At 34.8% G+C, this 21,514-nt stretch carries 19 protein-coding genes; 13 read left to right on the top strand and 6 right to left on the bottom strand.

The features are described 5' to 3' along the window. Positions 1-118: 118 nt before the first annotated feature. A complete protein-coding gene (gene cdaA / locus AAC601_RS04180; protein WP_303268389.1) occupies positions 119-973 on the bottom strand; it encodes a diadenylate cyclase CdaA in 855 nt (284 codons plus the stop codon). Then, positions 970-1,767: a dihydropteroate synthase gene (gene folP / locus AAC601_RS04175; RefSeq protein ID WP_340152544.1), complete on the bottom strand. Its 798-nt coding sequence runs from the start codon at positions 1,765-1,767 to the stop codon at positions 970-972. The genes cdaA and folP overlap by 4 nt, the downstream gene beginning before the upstream one ends. A gap of 94 nt (positions 1,768-1,861) precedes the next feature. On the opposite strand from folP, the gene AAC601_RS04170 reads away from it, so the two are divergent. The 3 genes from AAC601_RS04170 to AAC601_RS04160 are packed head-to-tail and all read left to right on the top strand — an operon-like array spanning position 1,862 to position 4,056. Beyond that, positions 1,862-2,407 carry a DUF1599 domain-containing protein gene (locus tag AAC601_RS04170; RefSeq protein WP_340152543.1) on the top strand — a complete coding sequence of 182 codons (546 nt, stop codon included), beginning with the start codon at positions 1,862-1,864 and terminating at the stop codon, positions 2,405-2,407. Between the two features lie 57 nt (positions 2,408-2,464). After that, on the top strand, positions 2,465-3,559 hold the full coding sequence (locus tag AAC601_RS04165; protein WP_303268386.1) for a BT_3928 family protein: 1,095 nt from the start codon (positions 2,465-2,467) through the stop codon (positions 3,557-3,559). Further along, positions 3,559-4,056, top strand: a complete 498-nt coding sequence (locus AAC601_RS04160; protein ID WP_303268384.1) for a shikimate kinase — start codon at positions 3,559-3,561, stop codon at positions 4,054-4,056. Before AAC601_RS04165 ends, AAC601_RS04160 begins: the two co-directional genes overlap by 1 nt. 28 nt (positions 4,057-4,084) lie before the next feature. Here the strand turns inward: AAC601_RS04160 and AAC601_RS04155 are convergent, their stop codons facing one another. Continuing rightward, entirely contained in the window at positions 4,085-5,632 is a 1,548-nt protein-coding gene (locus tag AAC601_RS04155; RefSeq protein WP_303268383.1) for a hypothetical protein, read from the bottom strand. A gap of 127 nt (positions 5,633-5,759) precedes the next feature. Further along, on the bottom strand, positions 5,760-7,226 hold the full coding sequence (locus tag AAC601_RS04150; protein ID WP_303268382.1) for a hypothetical protein: 1,467 nt from the start codon (positions 7,224-7,226) through the stop codon (positions 5,760-5,762). Between the two features lie 124 nt (positions 7,227-7,350). On the opposite strand from AAC601_RS04150, the gene proS reads away from it, so the two are divergent. The 7 genes from proS to AAC601_RS04115 all read left to right on the top strand — a co-directional run bounded on the left by proS (position 7,351) and on the right by AAC601_RS04115 (position 14,283). Beyond that, positions 7,351-8,826 carry a proline--tRNA ligase gene (gene proS / locus AAC601_RS04145; protein ID WP_303268381.1) on the top strand — a complete coding sequence of 492 codons (1,476 nt, stop codon included), beginning with the start codon at positions 7,351-7,353 and terminating at the stop codon, positions 8,824-8,826. Between the two features lie 31 nt (positions 8,827-8,857). After that, positions 8,858-9,319 (top strand): NfeD family protein, encoded by a 462-nt coding sequence (locus AAC601_RS04140; RefSeq protein WP_303268380.1) that lies wholly within the window; start codon positions 8,858-8,860, stop codon positions 9,317-9,319. A 1-nt stretch (position 9,320) separates the two neighbouring features. Then, the gene (floA, locus tag AAC601_RS04135; protein WP_013455820.1) at positions 9,321-10,331 is read left to right on the top strand and encodes a flotillin-like protein FloA; all 1,011 of its coding nucleotides are present in this window, start codon (positions 9,321-9,323) and stop codon (positions 10,329-10,331) included. 125 nt (positions 10,332-10,456) lie between these two features. Further along, positions 10,457-11,362, top strand: coding sequence for a PhzF family phenazine biosynthesis protein (locus AAC601_RS04130; RefSeq protein ID WP_303268379.1), 906 nt, complete (start codon positions 10,457-10,459; stop codon positions 11,360-11,362). Continuing rightward, a complete protein-coding gene (locus AAC601_RS04125; RefSeq protein ID WP_303268378.1) occupies positions 11,363-12,433 on the top strand; it encodes a glycosyltransferase in 1,071 nt (356 codons plus the stop codon). A gap of 72 nt (positions 12,434-12,505) precedes the next feature. Further along, positions 12,506-13,537, top strand: a complete 1,032-nt coding sequence (locus AAC601_RS04120) for a DUF6588 family protein (RefSeq protein ID WP_303268377.1) — start codon at positions 12,506-12,508, stop codon at positions 13,535-13,537. 149 nt (positions 13,538-13,686) lie between these two features. Continuing rightward, positions 13,687-14,283: an outer membrane beta-barrel protein gene (locus AAC601_RS04115; protein ID WP_303268376.1), complete on the top strand. Its 597-nt coding sequence runs from the start codon at positions 13,687-13,689 to the stop codon at positions 14,281-14,283. A gap of 74 nt (positions 14,284-14,357) precedes the next feature. Here AAC601_RS04115 and AAC601_RS04110 read toward each other — a convergent pair whose 3' ends face one another. Next, complete coding sequence (locus AAC601_RS04110) at positions 14,358-15,749, bottom strand: HAMP domain-containing sensor histidine kinase (RefSeq protein ID WP_303268375.1); 1,392 nt, start codon at positions 15,747-15,749, stop codon at positions 14,358-14,360. 705 nt (positions 15,750-16,454) lie between these two features. Between AAC601_RS04110 and kbl the strand changes: the two genes are divergently transcribed. Further along, complete coding sequence (gene kbl / locus AAC601_RS04105; RefSeq protein ID WP_303268374.1) at positions 16,455-17,642, top strand: glycine C-acetyltransferase; 1,188 nt, start codon at positions 16,455-16,457, stop codon at positions 17,640-17,642. Between the two features lie 50 nt (positions 17,643-17,692). On the opposite strand, the gene AAC601_RS04100 is transcribed toward kbl, so the two are convergent. Continuing rightward, positions 17,693-18,766, bottom strand: a complete 1,074-nt coding sequence (locus AAC601_RS04100; protein ID WP_303268373.1) for a hypothetical protein — start codon at positions 18,764-18,766, stop codon at positions 17,693-17,695. A 645-nt stretch (positions 18,767-19,411) separates the two neighbouring features. Here AAC601_RS04100 and AAC601_RS04095 point away from each other — a divergent pair. Next, positions 19,412-19,558 carry a hypothetical protein gene (locus tag AAC601_RS04095; protein WP_303268372.1) on the top strand — a complete coding sequence of 49 codons (147 nt, stop codon included), beginning with the start codon at positions 19,412-19,414 and terminating at the stop codon, positions 19,556-19,558. A 43-nt stretch (positions 19,559-19,601) separates the two neighbouring features. Then, positions 19,602-21,431 carry a tetratricopeptide repeat protein gene (locus AAC601_RS04090; RefSeq protein WP_303268370.1) on the top strand — a complete coding sequence of 610 codons (1,830 nt, stop codon included), beginning with the start codon at positions 19,602-19,604 and terminating at the stop codon, positions 21,429-21,431. Positions 21,432-21,514: the final 83 nt, after the last annotated feature.

Genomic DNA, 21,514 nt, shown 5'->3' with positions numbered 1-21,514 from the left:
AAAGTAACCCCTATCTAAAAAATAATTTTCTTTTTTTGTAAGAAATTTTTTAAAGCACTCATTTACAGAGATTTAATAGATAGTGAAATGGAGAAAAAAATTAGAAAAACTAAAAGTACTATTGAACAGTCTCTTGTTCGGTGTTTTCTCTTTTGTCTTCTTTTTGCTTTTTCTTTTTATCTTCTGTTAGGTAGTCATTTATTTTTGACCTGATTTCCTGATTTGATAGGTTATGGTAAATTGTCCCATTTCTAGCAACAGACAATTGCCCCGTTTCTTCTGAAACTATCAAAACAATAGTATCAGTAGCCTCCGACATACCAATTGCAGCTTTATGACGCAATCCAAATTGAGCTGGCACATCCTTCTCTGAAACAGGCAAGACACATCTTGCTGCTTTTATTCTTCCTTTATATATGATTACAGCACCATCGTGTAATGGGCTTGTTTTGTTGAAAATAGATATCAATAATCTTTTAGAAACAATTGCATCAATTAAATCACCAGATTCAGAATAAAACTTCAATTCCGAGCCTTTCGAAAGCACGATCAAAGCACCTGTATTGGTACCTCCCAATGACTTGGAAGCCTCTATTAAAGGAGTTATATTAAATTCATCAGCTCTTTTGCGTTTTTTCCAAGGGAGATTGGATAAAAAACCATTTTCGGAGTTGAAGGAAGTAGTCTTTCCTAACAAGAGTAAAAATTTACGAATTTCCTGTTGAAATAAAATAATGGCAGCAATCACCCCAACCCCCATGAACTGTCCTAAAATAGCTGATAACAATTCCATTTCTGCCGCTCTTACAACCAAATAGATTAAGTACAGAGATAAAAAGCCGACAAAAATTCTTACTGCAACACTACCGCGCATCAGATTATACACTTGAAACAGCAAAAAGCTGACAAGTGCAATATCCAAGACATCCACCAAACTAACTTCTAAAAACCCTATGGTAAAACCTAAAATCAATTTTTTAGCTTATTAAATATTTTAACTGTCTCAATTGCTTCTTTTACATCATGAACTCGCAAAATATTGGCTCCATTCATTAGTGCGGCCATATTTAGCGCGGTAGTTCCATTCAAAGCTTCTTTCGCTTCTGTTCCCAAAAGTCTATAAATCATTGACTTTCGTGACACGCCCACTAACAATGGACATTCTAATACTTTAAAATAGGATAAATTATTAAGCATTTCATAATTCTGATCGAGTGTTTTAGCAAATCCAAAACCTGGATCAATAATAATATCATTAATTTGCAAAGAACGCAACTTTTTAATTTTTTCACTTAATTCCAGTACAACATCTTTAATTAAATGATGATAACTACTTAAGGACTGCATAGTAGCAGGTGTTCCTCGCATATGCATTAAAATGTATGGTACAGCAAGTTTACTGACCGTCTGAAACATTTTATCATCCAAATTGCCCCCAGATACATCATTAATCAAAGAGGCTCCTGCTTCCACAGCTTCATGTGCGACTTCAGACCTAAATGTATCTATAGAAATTACGAGATCTGGAAATTCTCGGATTAAACTACTAATAAGAGGAATCACTCTTCTTCGTTCTTCTTCTAAAGAAACTTCTGATGCATTTGGTTTGGTCGAATAGCCGCCTACATCAATAATATTGGCGCCATCTGCCAGCATTGCATTTACCGTTTTCAATGTCTTACTTACATCTACGTTTTTGCCACCATCGTAAAAGGAGTCTGGAGTAGCATTGATAATGCCCATTACCTTTGGAACAGAAAAATCCATTAAGTTCCCTTTAAGGAGTAGTGTTTTTTTATGAGAAAATGCTTTATCTTTCGCTTCCAAATAGTATTTAACTAAAAATTATATAAAACGGTAGTTGATGACACAAACCGAGAGCGAATATAAGCAAGTTATTGCGCTGTGTAAAGATGTTTTCGAAAAGAAAACCAAAGATTATGGTACAGCATGGAGAATTTTAAGATTAACATCCATAACAGACCAATTATTCATTAAAGCGCAGAGAATAAGATCAATTCAGGAAAAAGGGGCTCAAAAGATTGATGAAGATATTAAGAATGAATTTATTGGAATTATTAATTATAGCATAATAGCAATAATTCAAGAATCGCTTTCGGTTGATGCTCCGCTTGAAATACCCGTTGAAGACCTGATGCCGAAATATGAAGCCGTTGCTGAGGAAACTTTGCAATTACTAATAAATAAAAATCATGACTATGGCGAGGCTTGGCGAGATATGAGGATAAGCTCTATAACAGACATTATTTTAATGAAACTTTATAGAGTGAAACAAATAGAAGACAACCAGGGTAAAACACTCATGTCCGAACCGGTAAAAGCCAATTATCAGGACATGATTAATTATGCAGTTTTTTGCTTAATCAAATTAGATGAAATTAATTAAAAAGTTAATCTGCAGGATATAGTAATCAACTTAAAATCAGAATAAGAGAATAATATTATGAAAGTAATAATCGATATTGTTAGGTATATAGTAGGTGGCTTATTCATTTTTAGCGGCCTGGTAAAGGTCGTTGATCCAGTTGGAACTGCCATAAAACTGGAAGAGTATTTTGCCGTTTTTGCCGGTGATATTGCTTCCTTCTTCTCCGTATTCGAGCCCTATGCATTAGTTATTGGAATCATTTTAAATGTATTGGAAGTGACCTTAGGAGTTGCTTTGATTATTCGATGGAGAGTTAAATACACCATGAACCTATTAAGCATAATGATTGTATTCTTTACTTTTCTGACATTCTATACAGCATATTTCAATAAAGTAACAGATTGCGGATGCTTCGGTGATGCTATAACCTTAACCCCTTGGCAATCATTCACTAAAGACATTATTTTAGTTGTGCTTATTGGTTTCTTATATCTAAATATCAAAAAGATTAAGGAAAGTACATTTGCTGCAAAGAACATTATAGTAATCTGTGTTACAGGCATAAGTTTTCTACTTTGCATTTATGCAGTCAGGCATTTGCCACCAATCGATTTTAGAGCCTATAAAATAGGTACACATATACCTAGTGCAATGCAAGCCAAAGAAAGTCCGAAATTTCAATATACCTTTGAAAAAAATGGAGAAAAGCTTAAGTCTTTTGACTACAAATCTGAAGAGGACGGCTATAAACTGGTTGGTCATGCAGTAATTAATGAAGAGGCCTCAACTCCTAAAATCACTGATTTTGCCACTTGGAATGAATCTGGGGATAAGACAGATATGGTTTTGAGCGGAAAAAAGTTGTGGATAGTAGCTTATGATATTTCAAATTCAAACACGGAAGGTTTAATTGACGTAAATGATTTGATTTCAAGATTAAGTCCAGGAATTGAACCAATAATTTTGACATCATCGTCTGCGGAGGATGTCTTGCAAGTTAGAGCTCGAAGAGGGATGAAAACTGATTTCTATTATGCTGATGCTACCGTTTTAAAAACAATTATTCGTTCAAACCCTGGTCTGGTATTAGTGGAAGACGGGACTGTTAAAGCCAAATGGCACTTTAATGACGTCCCTGATCCTATTGACATCACTGAAAAATTAAAATAATGCGCTATTTCCTAGTAGGATTGCCAGGAAGTGGGAAAAGTCATTGGGGAAAAATATGGTCGGAAAAAATCAAACTTCCTTTTTTTGATTTGGATGATATCATTGAAAATAATGAAGGTTTTCCTATAACTGAAATTTTCAAAAGCGAAGGTGAAGATTATTTTCGCAATCTAGAATCTTTTTACCTGGAGAAATTGGCCGATAATTATCAAGCCATGATGCTCTCAACAGGAGGAGGTACACCATGCTTCAATAATAATATGGAGTTAATGAATAAAAAAGGCTCAACAATATTTCTTAACCCTCCACTACAGCTTATAGCAAAAAGAATATGGGATCCAGCAAAAAACACCAGACCTCTTTTTTCGCATTGCAATAAGCAAGCAGATATTTTCAATAAATTAGAACAACTGAAAAACAAAAGATTTGATTATTATAACAAAGCAACTCATCACCTAAAAGACTGGGATGAAACAACTATACAGGCGCTTTCTTAAAACTAAAAGCGCCTTAATCCAAAAGATCCTAGAAATTCTTTCCTAGCGTAATCCTAACATTTGAAATATTTGATTCTGATGTTATAATATCGCTTCCTGCATATGCAGTAATATTGGGGTTGGTTAAACTACTTACAGTGTAAGTGGCATCTACAAAAAAGCCGCTTTTTCTTATTATTCCCACACCTCCCGAAATAGACTGTCTATTGTGATCAAAGCTTCTGTAGGGGTTATCGAAATATGCAAAACCAGCTCTTGCTCTTAATATATTCCACCTGCCCTCTACTCCTAACCTCAAATTAAATGTATTTTGCAATTCACTTCCAACATCAGGGGCATCACCGCCAAATGCTCCATTCGTACTGCTATACCTAGCCGAGGAATAATCTACATACTCTAAATCAGCCGTTACAAAACCGTACTTAGATAAAAATGCAGTAGCGCCTACAGATACCTTCTGTGGTAATCTTAAGCTATAAGCTGGGACTTCATTTAGTACTTCCTCTTCATAGCTAACATCTTCCTCATCTGTTTCAGGATTATATATAAAGAAGCTTTCCATTGATATTTCTTGAGTTTCTGTCATAGAAATAAATGTTGGAGTTGTGTAGGAGAAGCCTAAATTCAAAATATTTATAGGCTTAAAAATACCACCAATCGTAAAGGCAGCTCCAGTGCCTGAAATAATGGTCTCCTCATTTAGCTCCATATAGTTTAACAAGCTGTTGTCCGGTGTCTCCCTAAAATTTCTAACTTGACGATAATTAAGAAAGTTTACATTAAGAGCTGCTCCTAAATAAAGTACATCATTGTAATTGGCGCCATAAGACAAATCTAAGGTGGTTAAACCACTATAACTATCTATATTTTCTCTGTGATTAACAGACTGTGTCAAGTAACCGTCAGTATTTCCATCATAATCATACCTATCAACAATAAATGTATCATCATTTGTAGTAAAAGTCTGCAACAAATAAGTCTGATAAGCTAAATAGGTGTAAGTATCGGAATTTGCTACATCTTCGATTTCATTTCTAAAATTAAATTCTCTAAATCCATTATCCGTCAGGAACGGAAATAAAGAGCTTTCAGTAAAATCATATATGAAGCCATCGTTTCCCTGTTCGACCGTGCCTCTATAATTTATATTATTGTAAAAGCTCTGCTTTTGATTAATAGCAATACCAAATGTACCTGATATCCATTTTGATCCAGCATATTCTTCATACCTATTATGAAAAACCATTCCCATATTTGGGATTTGAAAGTTACCCCCCATATTTTGGTTGTTTTGTCCTTCGTATTCAGCGCTGAAGTCGCCAATTCTTAATACAGGTGAAATTGCCCAAGTCGACCGATTATAGAAACCTAAACCTGCAGGATTACCTGAAATACTACTTATATCGCCACCTAAGGAGACATTTGCGCCCCCCAATGCTACAAATCTTGCAGAACCTCCGCCATCAGTCTGACTGAACCTCACAGCATCAGCGGTATAAAGTGGGACTTGCCCCAAAGAATTGAATGAATATAACAACCCTATAAATATTAGGGAAAAATATTTGAGCGTTTTCATTGAATAAAAGTTAATAGTGCTAAAATAATTTGATATAGAATTCCTGTATTCTCAAAGAAATTTTTAAGGATATAATTAGATAACGTTAATAAAAAAAGCACCTTGGTATAAGGTGCTTTATATATTATCATCCACCTCTTCCGCCTCTAGATGATGAGCTGCTTCTAGATGAGCCACTACTTCTTGAGCTGCTACCAGAGGAAGATCTACTAGAAGATGAAGATCTTCCCACTGAACTACTACTTCTAGAGCTTGAAGATGATCTCCCAAAAGAAGAACTTCTACTTGAACTATTGGACGATCTTCCGTAGGAGCTATTGCTAGATCCTGATGATCTTCCAAAAGAACTACTGCTTCTATTTGAGCTATTTCCAAAGGTTGCGCTTCTATTATTACTAGAGCTTCTTCCTGAGGAGTATGAAGATCTATTAGTTCTGGAACTATTATAGTATCTAGAACTATTATTAGCACTGGTATTTGCTCTACTTACAGTTGAGGCATTGTTTGCAACCGTTCTACCTCTATTCCCAGAGTAAGAAGCAGTTCGTACATTATTGTCAGATGCAGAGCGAGCATACTGTGCCGTTCTTGAAGTTCTGCTATACATCGAGCTATTAGCATTGTTAACACTAGCCGTTCTTGCTGTAGCACTTGATCTGCTAGAGACATTGTTGGTTCTAGCTGACCTGTCCGCCACTTGCAATGCGCTTCTACTTCTTTCCGTTCCCACATTTCTGCTTACACTATAATTATCGCTTACATTTCTTGTCCTACTACTAGCCACTCTAGCATTCGTAGCAGATCTGCTAACTCGTGGATTACTGGTATAAGTTCTACTTCTCCTATTCAAAGTATTATCAGCTAATAAATGACCATTATAAAGTCCTACATTATAACCATCATAGAAGCCGTTTCTATATCCATTATTGTAACCCCATCCGTAGCTTGAACCCCAAAATGGTCTTCTCCATGAGTTCCTGTACGCAAACGGACTTCCCCAATAAGGGTCGAAGAATGGGTCATAGAACGGATCATAGAAGCCTCGACCGTATCCAATTGACCATGAATTCCTTCCCCAGGAATTAAATCCAAACCCAACGTTAAAACCAGGGCGGAACATGAATGGGTCATAAAACCCTCCATACATCATCGGATTCATTCCACCATACATCCACGGATCGTTCCAACCATACATCATTGGATTCATTCCACCATAGTAATTATGGATTTGAGTTTGACCAGTCTGAGGATTTAAACCTCTTCTTGCTGCATTTTCATCATAATACCATCCTTGCTCTTCTGACTGCTCTGCAACAGGTGGCTCCTGATTTAATTCGGCATTTTGTTTCTTTTCATTGCTTTTTAAATCATTTAAGCCTTCATTGGAAGATTCAAATTGATCATAAGCGTAGCCTGATTTTTTTAATTCCTCAGCCTTACGCTTTTCTTCTAAGGCAATTTTCTCGTTTAATACCTTTCTATCTTTAGAAGTAAAGTACAAATCATCGTTTTCTACCTTCAGATCAGATTGTCCAAATCCGACCTCTGGAATAATAAATATACTGATAAGTAATATAAAGCTTAAGGTTTTCATGGCTACATAATTTAATGTTTCTAATTTTACAACGATTAATATTGTAAATTGATTTCAATATATGAAAATCATTCGAGATATTAATCAAGAATATTGATACAAACTTCATACCAAAAATTATAAAATGGCGAAAGTATTACCAAAAAGAAGTGAAGATTATTCACTATGGTACAATGAATTAGTGAAAAAAGCAGATTTGGCTGAAAATTCTGCAGTAAGAGGGTGCATGATTATAAAACCTTATGGATTTTCAATTTGGGAAAAAATGCAAAGAGAATTGGATGATATGTTCAAAGAAACAGGACATCAGAATGCTTATTTCCCTCTATTTATTCCTAAATCATATTTAAGCAAGGAGGCAGATCATGTTGAAGGTTTTGCTAAAGAATGTGCAGTTGTTACTCATTACCGATTAAAAAATGATGAAAATGGGAAAGGAATTGTAGTAGATCCTGATGCAAAACTGGAAGAAGAGCTCATTGTTAGGCCTACCTCAGAGACCATAATCTGGAACACCTACAAAACCTGGGTGCAATCATATCGAGACTTACCATTACTAGTCAATCAATGGGCAAATGTAGTAAGATGGGAAATGAGAACTCGCTTGTTTTTAAGAACAGCTGAATTCTTGTGGCAAGAGGGCCATACCGCTCATGCTACCAAGCAAGAGGCTATTGAAGAAACTGAAACAATGATTAACGTATATGCCGAATTCGCAGAAGAATTTATGGCTTTACCAGTAATCAAAGGTTTAAAATCTGAAAGTGAAAGGTTTGCAGGTGCCATGGAAACCTATTGCATTGAAGGATTAATGCAAGATGGAAAAGCCTTACAGGCAGGCACTTCTCACTTCTTAGGTCAAAATTTTGCCAAAGCCTTTGATGTAAAATTTGCTACGAAGGAAGGAAAACAAGAGTTTGTTTGGGGTACTTCCTGGGGCGTAAGTACTCGATTGATGGGCGCATTGGTTATGGCTCATTCTGATGATGAAGGATTGGTTTTGCCACCAAGATTGGCACCAATACAGGTCGTTATAGTTCCTATCTTCAAAACAGAAGAAGAACAAAATAAAATAGCTGAAGTAGCTGAAAAGCTAAAAAAGACATTAAAAAAGAAAAGGATTTCTGTAAAGTTTGACGATAGAGATACTCATAAGCCTGGATTTAAGTTTGCAGAATGGGAATTGAAAGGAGTTCCATTAAGAATTGCCATTGGCCCTAGAGATTTGGCTAATGGTACGGTAGAATTAGCAAGAAGAGACACTAAAGAAAAGCAAACCGTTAATATCGAGGGTATTGAATCCACTATTGAGAACACATTAGAATTGATTCAAAACAATATCTATAAAAAAGCTTTAGATTTTAGAACTTCCAATACCTATAAAGTAGATTCTTATGAGGAGTTTAAATCTCAACTCGAGAAAACAGGTGGTTTCATCAGTGCACATTGGGATGGGACTGCAGAAACTGAGGAAAAAATAAAAGAAGAAACTAAAGCCACAATCCGCTGTATTCCGTTGGACGCTAAAGAAGAAAATGGAAAATGCATTTATTCAGGTAAGCCTTCAAATAAAAGAGTGCTTTTTGCAAAAGCTTACTGATTTTAATTATTTTTAGGCTTAATTTTAAATTATGATAGGAATTATTTTTCTAATCCTTGCTGGTTTACTGCTAATAATTGCCGAATTGATTTTTGTACCTGGTACAACTTTCGTGGGCGTAATTGGTCTTCTGCTCACTATTGTGGGGATTTTCATGGTTTTTGATGACTATGGAAATGTTGCAGGCTATTGGACCGTTGCAGGTACTGCTCTAGTTACAATCCTTGGAATTGTTTACAGTTTTAAATCCAATTCTTGGGATCGGTTTTCTTTAAAATCAAGCATTAAAAGTAAGGTGAATGATGAAGATATATTCTCTTTTCAAGTAGGTGAAAAAGGAAAAACAGTTTCCGATTTAAAACCAATTGGAAAAGCCGAAATTTTTGGCAAGATTTACGAGGTCAGAAGCAAGGGAGAGTGGATCGGTGCTGGGCAAGAAATTCAAATAATTAGAATAGATTCAAAACGAATATTTGTAGAACCAATTAAATAATATGGACACTTCATTAATTTTTATTGTTATAGCAGGAATAGTCTTATTTTTCGTATTCCTGTACTTTGTACCTATAAACCTGTGGATTACTGCAATTTTCTCAGGTGTTAAAGTAGGTTTATTCGAACTGGTTTTTATGCGAATCAGAAAGGTTCCTCCTCGAATTATAGTGGAATCAATGATTACTGCGACCAAAGCTGGATTAGAAGTGACCACCAATGAACTGGAAACCCACTACCTGGCCGGTGGTAATGTACCCAATGTCATCAAGGCATTAATATCTGCAGATAAGGCCAATATTACACTAGGATTCAAACAAGCCACTGCAATTGACTTAGCAGGTAGAGATGTATTTGAAGCAGTTCAAATTTCAGTTAATCCGAAAGTAATCACTACCCCTAAAGTAGCAGCAGTTGCGGCAGATGGTATTCAATTAATTGCGATTGCAAGAGTTACTGTTAGAGCTAACATTCAACAATTGGTCGGGGGAGCAGGAGAAGATACTATTCTAGCCAGAGTGGGTGAAGGTATCGTAACTTCAATTGGTTCTGCTAATTCACATAAAAACGTATTGGAAAACCCTGATAAGATATCGAAATTAGTATTGCAAAGAGGTTTGGATGCAGGAACTGCTTTTGAAATTCTATCTATTGATATTGCAGATGTGGATGTAGGAGCCAATATTGGAGCGAAACTACAAACAGACCAAGCATCTGCCGACTTAAAAGTAGCTGAAGCCAAAGCAGAGGAAAGAAGAGCGATGGCGGTTGCAGAAGAGCAAGAAATGAAAGCCAAAGCACAAGAAGCTAGAGCAAAAGTAATTGAAGCAGAGGCACAGGTTCCTCAAGCTATCGCTGAATCATTTAGAAGCGGTAATTTGGGAATTATGGATTACTACAGAATGCAAAATATTCAAGCTGATACTGACATGAGAGATTCAATATCCGGAAGTGATAAAGGATCAAGTTCGGCTAAAAAATCATCTGGCGGTAAAAAAGGAGATGATAAATAAAGCTCTATTACAATTATTACAAATGGCTCAACTTTTAATTAAGTTGAGCCATTTTTTTTCTTAGGCATAAACATACGATTAGTTAATATTACTATTTTCCTTAATCTTTTTTCTTAATTTCGGATATGGCTAAGACAATAAAATTTAAGCTTATTGATGTTTTTACTTCAGAGCCTTTTGGCGGAAACCCACTGGCAATTTTCGATAATGCCGAAGGCTTGAGTGCTGAACAAATGCAAAAAATAGCAAAAGAATTAAATTTATCGGAATCAGTTTTCTTGAACAAACCTAGTGCCGAAGCTGATATTAAAATGCGAATTTTCACGCCTGGAATGGAATTGCCCACTGCCGGTCACCCTACAATTGGCACTTCATATTACTTATTAAAAGAAAAAGGAATAAAGCCTAAGAAAGCTAATGAACTATTGCTAGAACAAAATATTGGAAAGATTAAGGTCCAATTCGAGCAGCACGATATGGAGATTTCTAAAATACTAATGGAGCAACCATTACCTAAATTTGAACAGAGCTTCAAAGACAAAAAACTTGTTGCCTCGCTTCTTTCAGTTGAAGAAGAGGAGATTTCAAAAGATTTTCCCTGCAGAATAGTGAATTGTGGAAATCCATTTTTAATGGTTCCAATTCAAACATTAAATTCAGTAAAAAACCTAAAACTAAACAATGAGCTTTTTACTGAGATTTTAGATGAAATTTTTATCACGGGTGTAATGGCTTTCACTATGGAAACGGAGGATAAAAATCATCTGACTCATAGCCGTATGTTTGCACCCCATATTGGAGTACCTGAAGACCCTGCAACAGGAAGCGCCCACGGTCCTTTAGCCTCTTATATACATAACTACAACATTGCTGATTTAAGTGAATTATCCATTGGTGAACAGGGATACGAAATGGGTAGGCCAAGCCAAATAAAAATGCAGATAGTGCAGGAAGACGGAAAAATATCCAAAGTTTTAGTAGGTGGATCATGTGTTCACATGGGGACTGGAGAAATCAGGATACCAGAATAAATGAAGCCTCGTAAAATACTTTTTATTTGCCCCTACCCTTTTGATGAAGCTCCTAGTCAGCGTTTTCGATATGAGCAATATCTCAACATCATAAAAAATGAAGCATATGCATTTCGATTAGCCCCATTTTTAAATCTTAAAGCCTGGAAAATCCTCTATAAATCAGGAAATAGCGCCAAAAAAATAGCATGGCTTATCATATCTTTTATCAAACGCTTTTTATTGTTATTTCAGCTTCATTCTTATGAGTTTATATTTATCCATAGAGAAGCATCTCCAGTAGGCCCGCCCTTTTTTGAATGGATTGTTCGCTTTATATGGAGAAAAAAAATCATCTATGATTTCGATGATGCAATTTGGCTAGAAGACCCTGGCGAAAAAGGTAGCTTAAAAGCAGTTTTAAAATGGAAATCGAAAGTCAGAAATATCTGTAAGTGGAGCTATAAGGTGAGTTGTGGGAACGAATATTTAGCTGAATTTGCCAAAAAATACAATGATAAAGTTGTAGTTAATCCAACTACTATAGATACAACTTACCACCGAGCTTTGGAAAAAAAAGACTCCGAAAAAACCGTTATTGGTTGGACTGGAACGCATTCTACACTCCAATATTTAAAACTAGTCCTACCTGTTTTAGATCAACTCTCGACTAATTATGACTTTGAATTGTTGGTAATTTCCAACCAAAAGCCTGATTTTGATGTCCATTACATGCGGTTTATACCATGGAGTAAAAGGTCAGAGATAGAAGACTTAAATAAAATAGATATCGGTATCATGCCACTAAGCAATGATATTTGGAGTCAGGGAAAATGTGGTTTTAAATTATTGCAATATATGGCAGTTAAAAAACCTATTGTGGGATCACCGGTCGGAGTTAATGAAAAATTACTTACAGAAAGCAGAGCTGGGTATTCTGCAACAAATGAAAAGGAATGGACACAGAAATTATCAGATCTAATAGAAGACTATAATTTACGAAATCAGTTAGGAAAAAAAGGTCGAGAGTATGTTGAGAAAAACTATTCAGTACTTTCGAATAAAAATATTTTTTTAGGTTTAATGAAGTGAAGAATATTAAAATTAAAAAATTCAATAAAAATTCAATACTTTTATACATATGTATCACCAAAACACAACACTATGAAAAGAATATTTACAGGAATAATTTTAGCTATTTATAGTTTAGCTAACTTGAATGATACTCAAGCGCAAGACTTTGAGCAAGTTGTAAATTCAGGAGTGGCAGATGCCAATACCTATTTAGAACATTATATGAACCCAGTGGCTACCTCAATAGGTAATGGTTTAGCGAATGGTTGGTATAACACGGCAAAACCGCATAAGACCTTGGGATTTGATTTGACTTTCAATATCAATATGGCCACTATCCCGGATGCGGCAAAAACATTTGAGTTCGTGGCTTCAGAATATGATAATATATCACTAGCCGACCCAAGTAATACCAGCTTACCTACTTTTGTAGGAAGTAGTACAAATCAGCAGCTACAGATAAGTGGAGAGAGAGAAATCGCAGCAGGTCAAAGCGTTTCGTACACGGAGAATATTGGTGCACCAGACGGTATACTGGGAGATTTGGATTATCCTGGTCCTTTAGCTATTCCAACCCCTACTGTACAGCTAGGAATTGGAATTGTTAAAAGTACTGACTTAATAATCAGATTTACACCAGAAATAAATGTTGGGGATTTTAGTTTTCAATCATTCGGGTTTGGAGTAAAACATGATTTCAAACAATGGATCCCGGGAATGAAATTATTACCTTTTGATCTGTCTGGATTAATTGGTTTCAATAGAATTTCAACTAATTACCAAATTGATGAGAGTCAAGGTCAATTTGCAGAATTCGGTGCCAGTGCAACAACTATTCAAGCTATAATTTCAAAAAAGCTATTATTTTTCACCCCATATGCGGGTCTCGGAGTAAATATTGTGAGATCAAATTTCGCTATGAAAGGTGATTATGAATTTTCCGGAGGAGGAGAATCTTATACCGTTACAGATCCAATTGATTTAACTTTCGATGGTAGCGGTGGACCTAGATTTACTGTTGGTGCACGAGTAAAGATTTTGTGGGTCTTGGCATTAAATGTTGATTACACGATACAAAAGTACAATACACTTTCAGTTGGTATGGGATTGAATATCCGATAAAATTTAAAGACGCATATTTCACTGTTCATAGCACAGATCAATAGATTGGTCTGTGCTTTTTTATTATTTATGGTAAAATAATACATGATATAATAAATCTTGAATCTTTCAGTTAATATTGCAGTACAACTAAAATAGAAAAAAAATATATGAAAAAAGTAACTTTGATTTTGCTCGTTATAATCTTTTCTCAGCAAGCTTTTGCTCAATTAGGAAGTGGAAGTATTCTAATTGGCGGTAGTGCTCAATTTCAGAATATAGAGAATGCTGACTTTCAAGAAATAAGATTATTGCCTAATGCACAGTATTTCTTAAGTGATAATTTATCAGTTGGTGGAGCAGTGGGATTTACAACTCAAAGAAATAACTTAGGAGAAGATGACTATGTGAGAACAAATAGCATTTCATTTAGTCCTGAAGCAAGATACTATTTCGGATTAGGAGAAAATGTTCACTTATATGGTGCTGCTAGAATTGGTTTTGGTTTTGGGGGATCTACTGCCATCAACGGAAATGATAGAACAGATTTGAATGATCGTTCTTCATTTAATCTTGGTCTTAACCCCGGAATACTTTTTACTCCAGGGTCCAAAGTCGGATTTAATTTTGAGTTAAATATGATTTCATTTAGCAGAAATGCTGTTACTCCAGCTGGCGGAAATACGACCACTGTTTCAAATGGAATAAATTTAGGAACCAATACTTTTGCTCCTACTTTTGGTTTATACTTTATATTAGGAGAATAAATTCAAAACAGTCTAGTGAAAAAGCCTCATTGATTTTAAAATCAATGAGGCTTTTTCACTACTAATCTCTTTACTTAAACATGCATAGGGACATAAATCTTAACTTTTGTCCATTCCCGGTCTTTACTTTCAATATTCATTGTGCCTCCTATTTTCTTCAATATTTCCCTACTATTATACAGTCCCATTCCATTTCCACTTGATAGCTCTGTTCCTCTGTAAAACATATCAAAGACGTATGGCATTACTTTATCTGGAATACCAATACCATTATCTATAATTTCAATTAAATGGAAATCTTCATTTTGCTTTACTTTAAAATCGATTCTAAAATCATCTTTACGGCTATCTCTATATTGAAAACTGTTCTTCAATAAAGATTTAATTACCATACCAAAACGGTTTGAATCTGTTTTTATGCTGTACGAAGCAGGAATTTCAAAATTAATATTTGGTTTGATTTCATAAATATCATCAACAAATAATACCGTTTGTTCTAAAATATCCCTAAGATTGACTTCTTCATAATTAACATGAGTGTGAATATTAGTTGCAACATTATTGATGTCACTCACAAAACCATTTAATAGTCTTAGATTCAACCTAAGATGATGCTGTAATTCATTAACTGTATTTACATCAGAGATTTCAATAACCTTTAATAAACCTTCTAATGAAGCGATAGGTCCTCTTATGTTGTGCGATACACTATAAAGAAATTTATCCAACTCGTGATTGATCTGATTCAAGGCCAAATTTTGTTTAGTAATTTCTTCAGAGAAATGCATATTTTCAGTTTTGTCTTCTAAAATAAAAACAAAACCATCTTGTAGTTGCTGGTCCTTTCCTACCGCCATGGCCGTAGCATTAATGAAAACCTCACTCGATTTCTTTACATTATGAATTACAAAGGAAAATTTAACTTGCTCCTCTCCCGAATTCAGTTTTTCTATTTTTTCCCAGAACTGCGATATATTTTTTACATAAATCGCATCAATAAAGTTAAACTGCTCCTCGATCTCACGGCCAAATAATTTCTCTAACTTATCATTGAACCAAAGTGCCTCAAAATTCTTATTTGTATGTATGATACCGCACGGCAATCTGTTAATGAATGACTTATTAGAGGCAATTTCATCAAATGGATGCTTTGAGGGAATAGAACCAGAATTTTCCTGAGCCGGCTCTGGCTCAGATTCTAAAATTTGAACAAGAGCTTTTTTCTCCTTCTCAAATACAATATTAAACAGAATTATTTTTTCATCTTGCTTCACACTAAATGATCGTGAACCATTGCATTCTCTTAATTTTGATTCAAATAAGCTAAGGGCATGTTGCGATGAATATTGCTCATTGACAAATTGACGATTTACATTCAGCAGTTGATGGGAATCTAAATCAATTATAAACATGGGATTATTTGCTGACTCAAAAAAGTCCTTAAAAGCCGTGAAGCTATTTTCCATTTTGTTGTTAACGGAAAAACATTTTTTTTGATTTACAAGTAATCCACCCTCCAGATTCTGAAACATAAAGCAAAACTAGAGGGATATATCGGTTAAGAAAATTGGGTTAGCCTTTAAACATTACAATTGTACAAATATTTGATAAATAGATAGATATTAAAGTTCTAACCTTCCAATTAAACTATCAACACCAATTTTCGATATTCAACTTCTTAAAACTGTCATTCATTTTAACCTGAGTTCCATTAATATAACTACTCTATTACCGGTATATTAAGTCTAAATTTTTAAGAAGTCATAATTTGTGCGATAGCTTCAATTAATTACCAACTTGAGAGTTCCATCATTTTTCTTTCTTTGAAAAAATGAAATGAAAATTTATGAAATGATGCCTTTAAGGGATTAATGCATAATTTAAGATCGAACTTCGTTTTGTTGTTGCAGTTAATGTTTAAATGGCTAGTTGGCCTGTAAAGATAATTTTCATTAAACAAATTATCTATACAATCCTTTCTATGTAGACATGAGCTAAAGGTTATAAATAACTTCGTATTTATGTAAATATTGAAATCAATTATAAAATTCACTGAGATAATACCTTCTGGATCGACATTTAAAATTTTCAGTCTGTTTGAAAACTTTATTAATTAATGGTGATTCGTAGAAGGAAGCTTATCTTTGTTCAAAAGAAAAATTTCAGGAAATATGTACGGAAATCTTCAGAAAAAATTACAAGGCGAACTTGAACAACTCAAAAAAGACGGCCTTTATAAAAGAGAAAGAATTATTACTACTCCACAAGGAGCTGCAATCAAAACAGACAGCGGGAAAGAGGTTTTAAATTTCTGTTCCAATAATTACTTAGGGCTTTCTTCGCACCCTAAAGTACTGGAAGCAGCCAAAAGCACCTTAGACTCACACGGATTTGGGATGTCATCCGTTCGATTTATTTGTGGAACTCAGGATATTCACAAGGAACTTGAAAAAAAGATTGCTGATTTTTTAGGCACTGAAGACACGATTCTTTATGCAGCAGCTTTTGATGCTAATGGTGGAGTTTTTGAACCTATTTTAGGTCCAGAAGATGCTATCATATCAGATTCTCTGAATCATGCCTCTATAATAGATGGCGTAAGGCTTTGTAAAGCTGCCAGGTATCGTTATCAAAATAATGATATGGCAGACTTAGAAGAGCAGTTGAAAAAAGCAAAAGATGCCAAAAGTAAAATCATTGTGACTGATGGCGTGTTCTCCATGGACGGTTATGTAGCACAATTAGATAAAATTTGTGATTTGGCCGAGCAATATGATGCCTTAGTCATGGTAGATGATTGTCATGCAACAGGTTTCATAGGAAAGACTGGAAGAGGAACACATGAGCTCAATAATGTGATGGGAAGAGTGGATATTATTACAGGCACACTTGGAAAAGCTTTAGGTGGTGCCATGGGTGGATTTACTTCCGGCAGAAAGGAAATTATTGATATGCTGCGACAAAAATCAAGGCCTTATTTGTTTTCCAACTCATTGGCTCCATCGATTGTTGGAGCATCAATAGCTGTTTTTGACTTGTTGAGCAGTTCGACTGAGTTGAGGGATAAACTTGAAAATAATATCAATTACTTTAAAGAAAACATTAAGAAAGCAGGCTTTGATATAAAAGATGGTGATTCTGCTATAGTACCTATTATGGTTTACGATGCATCTCTTTCTCAAAAATTTGCAGACAGACTATTAGAAGAGGGGATTTATGTAATCGGATTCTTTTATCCTGTGGTACCTAAAGAACAAGCAAGAATAAGGGTGCAGTTATCTGCGGCTCATGATACAGAGCATTTGGATAAAGCTATTCAAGCTTTCACGAAAGTGGGGAAAGAACTAAATATTATCTAAAAAACAAAAAACCGAGGCTTTTTAAGGCCTCGGTTTAATTAATTCACAAATCACAAATGATATATAGCATCCTGTTTAGCTTCATATATCTTAAACATTGCCCCAATATATTCTTCCATTTCCTCTGAAACAGTTTTTATTTTTCTAGTGATTTCAGTCAGTTCTTGTTTATCAAAAATATCCATATCAATTAAGTTAGTCAGCCCCTTCATGGTCACAACAGGTCTTCTCATAACGTGAGAAATATCAAAAATCATTTGATCAAGTACACTACTATATGCTTTCTGAACCGTAAAATCTTCTAAAACGCCTAAAAATCGATACCCCTTTGAACTAATCTCAGAAATATGCAATTTGATCAAAAAGTATTTCTTTACTCCTTCCTGGTTAGAGCAGGAATACACATATTCCATATTCTGTTTATCCTTGATTTTATTAATAAGCGCATAAAAGTCAGCCAAAGTCATGCTTAACAGCTCGCTCATCCTTTTTTCAGCAGAGCATTCGATTGCAAATGTCGGATGCTTTCGCATCAATGTTTTGCTGAAATTGCTAAAAACCAATTCCTGCTTCTGATTAATTTCTGCTTCAAAAAATGATGATGGCAGATCTTCTAAATTTATATGATTAAGTAAACTACTTTTTTGGTGATCAAGATAATCTTGAAATAATTGATTTATATAGGAACCGACTGATTCCATTTGTTTGAAAAGGAAATCGAAAGCTAGATTTTCAGATTTTGGTAAAATTACACCCACTATACCCTTAGCATGTTGATGACCATCCACAAGGGGATAAATCAATAGCTGTTCTTCATCAACAAATGATTTAAAGAAATCAATATTTTGGAAAAGAGTATGGTATCTAACATTTGGGACATAAATCACTTCAGGGTTGAGCTTTGAAAATCTGGATTTAAAAAGTTTGAAATCAATATTTAACTGGACATAAGTTTCAGTTTCTAAATTATATTGCTGCTGATAATCCTCATCCCATAAAGCTAAAAAAGATTGAGGCGCTTGCGTAAGGCCAGACAGCATTTTTAGAACCGGACTTAATTTCTGATGAAGTAGTTGATGCTGCGGATGAAAATAAGGATTGCTGAAATATTTTGGTAAGCTCATAGTCCAAAGATTTTAAATTAATCCCTATATTTTTACACCATTTATAAACTTCTTTTTATTAGCACCTATTGCAACTAAAAAAACCCTCAAAGACGGGACAAATGACATCTTAACAACAATAGGGGAGAAGTTAACCATCATCTTGTATGCCCCGTCTCTTCGGGTGATGCCGCTCTATATAAAAGATCTTGGTTGAATGCACAATGCATTAATTCATAAGCGACAATTCAAAGGTAGAACAATCAGACTTTCTAGAAAACACCAGAAAAGGGGTATTTAAAAATAAAAAAGGGGTATTTTTCATACCCTTTTGGGGGTAAATATTATACATTTTGGGTAGTTTCAGGTGGTATTTTCGATTTTGTCACTTCGTCAATAAAAACAAGAAAATAACCAATTAACCTCTGTTTATCAATACTTTATATGATTTATAATAGCAGATTAATACACTTTCGAAAATGGGGCAGAAAAACCCCTTTTCTTGTACTCAAACACCTTACTTCTAGGATAGCCCCACCCCTTCTGTCATATCATAAACACCTCGAAAATAGTTTAACAAACCCCTAATTAGGTGTTTTACAGAATGTTAAATAAGCCTAATATTGTGATATAATTAAATAGTAGGGAACACTTAACAACAACAACATGAAAACTTTAAAAACAATTAAGTACGCATTAGTAATAGTAGCCATGTTTACCTTTTCAGCTTGTGAATTAATTGACGAGCCTAATATGGATACAGAAACTTGTACTGGATGTAGTGAAGGTTCTGCAGGAGAAATTGAAGAATAGAATAATATTTTTATTTAAGGCCTCATTATTGTAATTTTATACAATGATGAGGTTTCTTTTTGTTTTCACAGTCTTAAACTTACTCACTTTTTCCATTCATTTCTCACAAGAAATAGAAAATCAGTATTTTATTAAAGCTAAGGAATTAAGATATGAAAATAAATTAGACTCTTCCTTTCAATATTTCCAAAAAGCCATAGAGCAATATGGCCAGCATGACGACTCTGTTGGGATTGCACTATCATATAACTACTTAGGCCTAATTTCAAGTAGTTTTAATAATAGAAAAGATGCATTAAATTATTTTTACAAAGCAATTAAAATAAACAATAAGGTCAGTAACTACGAGGCTTTAGTAGGAAACTATAATAATCTTGCTAATTATTATCTTAAAGAAGACGTAAAACTAGCACTCAAATATTACAAGGAGGCCCAAAGACTACTGCCAAAAAATCAAAGTGATAGAAAGTCCGCTATTATTAATATGAATATTGGATTGATCTTTTCATCCACGGATCCGGAATTTTTCAATTATGATTCCGCGGTCCATTACTATCTAAACTCATTAGAATCATTTAAGGCAATTAATGATTCAATTAATCTTTCTAATTTGTATAATAATTTAGGTGTTCTGTATGAAACCAAAGATAACATGGAGGCTGCTCTCGATAATTATCAAAATTCCATAAGCCTTAGTACTGCTTTAGATGATAAACATGATATCGCTAAAACAAAAATGAACATCGGCAACGTTCTCCTCAAACAAAAGAAATACAAAGAAAGCTTAGAGTACTACGAAAAAAGTCTAGAATTAGCAGAGTATTTAGGAGATCCCAATCGAAAAATGAATCTCTATTCCAATATGGTAAAGGCCAAAATGGGAATCGGACAAGTGGAAGAAGCTTCTGTTCTATTTCAAGAATTCAACCATTTAAGAGATTCTCTATATGACAGAGAAAAAATGCAGGAAGTAAAAAACCTCGAAACAAAATATGAGACCGAGCTAAAGGAAGCCGAAATAAAGGAACAACAGTTGGCCATAGCTGAAAAAAACTTTCAGAAAAATCTATTTCTAGGGCTCAGTATTACTTTGGTGGTGTTAATCATATCTACCATCTGGTTCTTTATTCAAAAGCAAGAGTATTTAAAAAGGCTCAAGAATGAAGAAATCTCCAATATGAAAACTGAGCAGGAGTTGAAAGAACTCAATGCCATGATGCACGGACAGGAAGAAGAGAGAAATCGAATAGCCAGCGATTTGCATGATCGACTGGGGGCAAGATTATCTTCTATCAAACTATTATTTCAGTCTGAGCAAAATGAGACTACCTCCAACCTTAAAAATAAGCTACTGAACAATATTAATGAGGCTATTAAGGAAACAAGGGAAATATCGCACAATCTATCCACTGATATGCTGACTCGATTTGGATTGGAAACGGCCTTAAAAGATATGGTCAGAACCATTAATGAGGCCGAAAAAATTCGGGCGGAAATTGCTATTTACGGACTGCAAAAAAGACTACCCTTGGAGGTAGAACGTAATATTTATCACATCACACTGGAATTGATCAACAATACCATAAAACACGCTGAAGCTGAAAATATCACCCTACAAATAAGTCAGTCGGATGGAGAAATCAATGTTTTCTACGAAGATGATGGAAAGGGTTTTGATGTCCAGAATGTAGTGGATTCAGGCATGGGTATGCGTAGTATTTATGCTAGAGTTAATACTATTAGTGGGGCGGTTTACTTTAATTCCAAACCCGGAAAAGGCATTAACGTGGTCATGACAATTCCTGTTGAAGAAAGTAAACTAGAGGAAGATTCGGAAGCAGACGATAACGCCTACAAATCGAAAATGGCTTAATTCCTTGCGGTTTGAAGGTTAAAACCGTCCGACCGAATGCTAGCCAAAAACTATTTGCTTAGCATTTTGCCCTGAAATTCATC

The sequence above is a fragment of the uncultured Marivirga sp. genome (assembly GCF_963974845.1).
Taxonomy (GTDB): domain Bacteria; phylum Bacteroidota; class Bacteroidia; order Cytophagales; family Cyclobacteriaceae; genus Marivirga; species Marivirga harenae.
The sequence above is the reverse complement of the archived record's forward strand: the minus strand, read 5'-3'. Positions and strand labels throughout refer to the sequence as shown.